Raw genomic sequence first — 4592 nt, forward strand, 5'->3', positions numbered from 1 at the left:
GCACCACGGAGAGACCGATCGCCCCCGCCCAGGCCCAGCGCGTCGGCCGGCCGAGCGGGCCGAGCGCCCGCTCCAGCGCGAAGGCGCCGAGCGCGGCGAGGGCGGAGACCGCGGTGCAGTACAGCATCCACGTGAAGACCATGCGTCGTCCTCCGGCGGGTCGCGAGGCCATCTACTAGACTCTTAGTAGAGGATAATCCGCCCGTGCCTTCGTGTCAACTAGTTTCTTAGTAGCTCTGCCGACGGGGGACGCACGCCTCTTGCGGAGGCCCGCCGGAAGTATTCCTGTCGGAGCGCGGGTGCACGCGAGAACCGTCCACCGTGGAGAGAGAATGAGGAACCGGATGATGGGAGCGGGGGCCGTCCTCCTGCTGGCGGTGGGGTGCGCCCCCGCCATGGGCGCGGGCGGCAAGGACCCGACGGCGGCCACGGTGCGCTTCATCGACGCGCAGGGCCGCCCCGTCGGGATCGCCGTGCTGACGGAGGCGGAGCGCGGGGTGCGGGTGAACGTGAACGTGCGCGGGCTCCCACCGGGGACGCACGGCATCCACATCCACGAGAACGGGGTGTGCGACCCGCCGGGCTTCACCACCGCGGGCGGCCACTACGACCCCACCGGGCGCCAGCACGGCCTCGAGAACCCGCAGGGTCCGCACGCGGGCGACCTGCCGAACCTGACGGTGGGCGCCGACGGCGAGGGGGCGATGGAGGTGGTCGCGCCCGTGGTGACGCTGCGCGGGACCAACCCTCTCCTGAAGCAGGGCGGCACCGCGCTGGTGATCCACGCCACCGCCGACGACCAGCGGACCGATCCGTCCGGGAACTCCGGCGCGCGCATCGCCTGCGGGGTGATCGAGGAGCGGTAGGGGGCCCCGGCGGGGCCGGAGAGTGCGGAGTGCGGGAGTGCGAGGTGCGACGTGCGGAACGGCGCCCCTGTCGGAAGATCCCGGTGGGGGCGCCGTCGTAGGCCCCCTCCCCAAACCCCTCCCCCGCAAGCGGGAGAGGGGCTTCGCTCGCGCGCGGCGGAGACAACGCGCTGGCGCCCTGCCGTTCTCCCCCTTTCTCCCGCTTGCGGGGGAGAGGGGGCCGGGGGGTGAGGGGGCCCGCCCCGTTCTACATCCCCGACGGGAACGTCTCGGGGGGCTCGCCGGTCTCGTGCGTCTCCAAGTGCAAGGGGCGGAGCGCCTGCGTCTCGTCGATGTAGAGCATGGCGTCGTAGCGGAGGGGGAGCACGGTCGCGACGTAGTTTCCCCACCGCTCGGCGCCGGGGTTGTAGACCACGCCGATGGCGCGGTGGCCCAGCGGGTCCATGGACGACTCGGCGCCGGCCAGGTCGTCGGTGATCAGCAGGCGGTCCTCGGCGCCCGCGGCGTGGAAGACGGCCTCCCAGCTCCCGTCGCGCGCGGGGGGCACCGGCATCCGCTCCATCGGCGCGCCCCACTCCTCCCCGGCGATCACGCTCCCGCGGTGCGAGGAGAAGCCCACCAGCACCACGTCGTCGTCCCCCCACTCCTGCCGGGCGAGCTGCCCCACGTTCACCATCCCCGCGCGCGCCATGTCGGTGGCCCGCGCGTCGCCGATGTGCGTGTTGTGCTCCCAGACGATGGCCTTCGCGTCGGGGCCGTGGTGGGTCATCAGCCGCCCCAGCGTCTCGATCATGTGGGTGTCGCGGACGTTCCACGAGGTGGGGCCGCCTCGCACCATGGTGCGGTAGTACAGCTCGGCGTTGCGGGCGACCAGGGCGTTCTGCTCGGCGTTGAAGTACGCTTCGCGGCCGTCCTCGCGGTACTCGGGGGCCTTGCGGCGCATCTCCGTCAGCATGGAGACGGCCTCCTGCTCGCACGAGGTGGGGACGAGTGCGGTCGCCATGGCGTACTCCTGCACGTCCTCCCCGTACGGGTCGAAGCACCCGTAGGCGCGGCGGGCGCGGCGGGCGGCCTCCGGGTCCACGCGCTCCAGGTACTTCTGCACCGCCTCCATCGAGTCCCAGAGCGAGTACACGTCCAGCCCGTAGAAGCCCACCTTGCGCTCCTCGGGCTGGTCGGCGTTCCACTCGCGCATCCACTCCGCCAGCGCCGCCACCTCCTCGTTGGCCCACATCCAGGTGGGCCAGCGGTCGAAGGCGTGCAGCACCTCGCGCGCGCTGGAGCCGGAGTCGCGCCACCCCTTCACGTAGCGGTTGACGCGGTAGCAGTCCGGCCAGTCGCCCTCCACCGCCACGAAGGAGAACCCCCGCTCGCGCACCAGCCGCTCGGTGATCCGGTGGCGCCAGGTGTAGTACTCGGAGGTGCCGTGCGACGCCTCGCCCAGCAGGACGAAGCGCGCGTCGCCGATGCGGTCCAGGAGCGGGTCCAGGTCGTCGGCGCCGCGGAGGGGGTGCTGCACCTCGCGGATGCGGGCGATGAGGTCGCTCTCGGGCATGTCGGGCTCCTTGCTGGCGGTTCACGCTTGGCCGCGGCGCGCCTCTGCTCCTCCCCGCGGAGGCGCGCGGCGGGGGTGGGGCACTGCAAGGATCGACCCGGCGCTCCCTGGAGCGCGGCGTGCTCCGCCGGTTGTGCCCGCCCGCCCGCCCCGCCATCTTGGCGCCTCCCGGACCGGGCGTCCACCACCCTCACTTTCGAGCGAGCCCCTGGATCCGCACTCCGCCGGCACACCGCACCGCCTCCTCTTTGCCGCGCTCGCGCTCTTCTGCGTGACGCCGTGGGCCTCGCCCGCGCTCGCCCTGGCGCTGGGCGCGGCGCTGGCGCTCACGGCGGGCAATCCATTCCCGGAGCGGACGGCGCGCGCCTCGAAGGTGCTGCTGCAGGCGAGCGTGGTGGGGCTGGGGTTCGGGATGCCGCTGGCGGCGGTGCTGGAGGCGGGCGCCACCGGGATCGGCTACACGGTGGCCGGGATCGTCGTGGCGCTTCTGCTGGGGACGCTACTCGGGCGCTGGCTGCGGGTGGAGCGGGCCACCTCGCTGCTGATCACCGCCGGCACCAGCATCTGCGGGGGGAGCGCCATCGCGGCGGTGGGGCCGGTGATCGGGGCGGGGGCGGAGGCGATGAGCGTCGCCCTGGCGACGGTGTTCGTGCTGAACGCGGTGGCGCTCTACCTCTTCCCGGCGGTGGGACACCTGCTGGGGCTGGGCCAGGAGCAGTTCGCGGTGTGGGCGGCGGTCGCCATCCACGACACCAGCTCGGTGGTGGGCGCGGCGGCGGCGTACGGGGACGTGGCGCTGGGGAGCGCGACGGTGCTGAAGCTGGCGCGGGCGCTCTGGATCGTCCCGCTCACGCTGGGCGCGGCCGCCCTGGTGCGCCGCTCACCCGGCGCCTTCGCCGCCCACGGGAGGGACGCGGCCGCGCGGGCGGGGATCCCCTGGTTCATCGGCTTCTTCCTGCTGGCGGCGGTCACCCGCACGCTCCTCCCTGCCGCCGCCGCCCCGGCGCTGGACAGCCTGGCCGGTCTCGCGCGCAGGGGACTGGTGCTGACGCTCTTCCTGATCGGCGCCGGGCTCAGCCGGGCGACGCTGCGGGCGGTGGGTCTCCGGCCGCTGGTGCAGGGGGTGCTCCTCTGGGCCGCCGTGACCTCGCTCGCCCTGCTGGCGGTGGTGCGGCTCCTCCCGCCGGGATAGGGCCGCACTGAGTCGCCGGCTCCCCGAACGAACCTCATCCGTTTCGGTCCACCGGGACGGTCATGTCGGGAGCGCCGACCTTCGACAGCCGCGCCCCCAGCCGTGGGGGTCAAGGATAGCCCGCCAGCGCCTCCTGCCCCAACCGTCTCGTCTTCGCCAACCGCAGCAGAACGATCCCGCCACTCGTAGTCAGGTGCAGAACGTTGTGGACCAGGATCGCCCGGTCGCCGGCGAGCAGCCCGTACGTGCCCCAGACGGCAGCTTCCGCGACGGAGAGCACCCAGGTTCCCAGCGACAGGCCGCTCAGGTCGCGCTCCCGCCACGCCACGAGGAGCTGCGGCACGTTCGCCACCAGCACACTGACGGGCAGCAGCAAGCCGAGTCCCTGGGCGCCGCCGACCGAGCCGGCGAACGCCAGTACGATCAGCCAGACGGGCGTCGTGCGCATCTCACTCACTCGGCGGCCGAGACGAAGCGCCACCGCCGTGACGATGCCGAACATCACCGCCGACGCGCCGCTGGCCAGCGCCACGGCGACCTGGTCGGTGAGCATGCCGTAGGCCGCCCAGGCGAAGCTGACGACGCTGATGGTTCCCGCCGAGTCCGCCGAAACGCCCTGCGCATCCTGGGTCCGCACGAGCCGGAGCAGCTGCGGGAGCGCGCGGATCAGCCCGATCGCCGTCCCGACGATAATGAAAATGCCTGTTGCAGCCATTGAACTACTCGGATGTTGAACCTGAACGACTCCATCCCCCGGAGTCTGGCCTTCAAGATACTGCCGCCGTATGCCTTACGGTACTTGCTGGAGCAGAAGGCACACACGAGTGCAACTGCTGGCATGATGCCGAATCCAGGCAGACCGGAAGGGGTGATCGGGAGGCGGGGGGAGGCTCAGCAGGCGGTGCGTTTGTGTGAGCCCGCGCGGCAACCCCGTCTCGCTCCGCCGGCCGGGCGAGTTTCGCACCGCCGGGGGAGCCTC

4 protein-coding genes are annotated in these 4592 nt (G+C 72.7%); 2 read left to right on the top strand and 2 right to left on the bottom strand.

Going from position 1 to position 4592, the window contains the following annotated elements; translation table 11 throughout:
- The first annotated feature begins 332 nt into the window (after positions 1 to 332).
- Complete coding sequence (locus tag VGR37_07490; protein HEV2147230.1) at positions 333 to 866, top strand: superoxide dismutase family protein; 534 nt, start codon at positions 333 to 335, stop codon at positions 864 to 866.
- A 247-nt stretch (positions 867 to 1113) separates the two neighbouring features.
- Here VGR37_07490 and VGR37_07495 read toward each other — a convergent pair whose 3' ends face one another.
- Complete coding sequence (locus tag VGR37_07495; GenBank protein HEV2147231.1) at positions 1114 to 2421, bottom strand: erythromycin esterase family protein; 1308 nt, start codon at positions 2419 to 2421, stop codon at positions 1114 to 1116.
- 271 nt (positions 2422 to 2692) lie between these two features.
- Between VGR37_07495 and VGR37_07500 the strand changes: the two genes are divergently transcribed.
- Positions 2693 to 3613, top strand: a complete 921-nt coding sequence (locus VGR37_07500) for a putative sulfate exporter family transporter (GenBank protein ID HEV2147232.1) — start codon at positions 2693 to 2695, stop codon at positions 3611 to 3613.
- 109 nt (positions 3614 to 3722) lie between these two features.
- Here the strand turns inward: VGR37_07500 and VGR37_07505 are convergent, their stop codons facing one another.
- Complete coding sequence (locus VGR37_07505; protein ID HEV2147233.1) at positions 3723 to 4328, bottom strand: hypothetical protein; 606 nt, start codon at positions 4326 to 4328, stop codon at positions 3723 to 3725.
- Positions 4329 to 4592 lie beyond the last annotated feature (264 nt).

This window comes from Longimicrobiaceae bacterium (genome assembly GCA_035936415.1).
GTDB lineage: Bacteria > Gemmatimonadota > Gemmatimonadetes > Longimicrobiales > Longimicrobiaceae > JAFAYN01.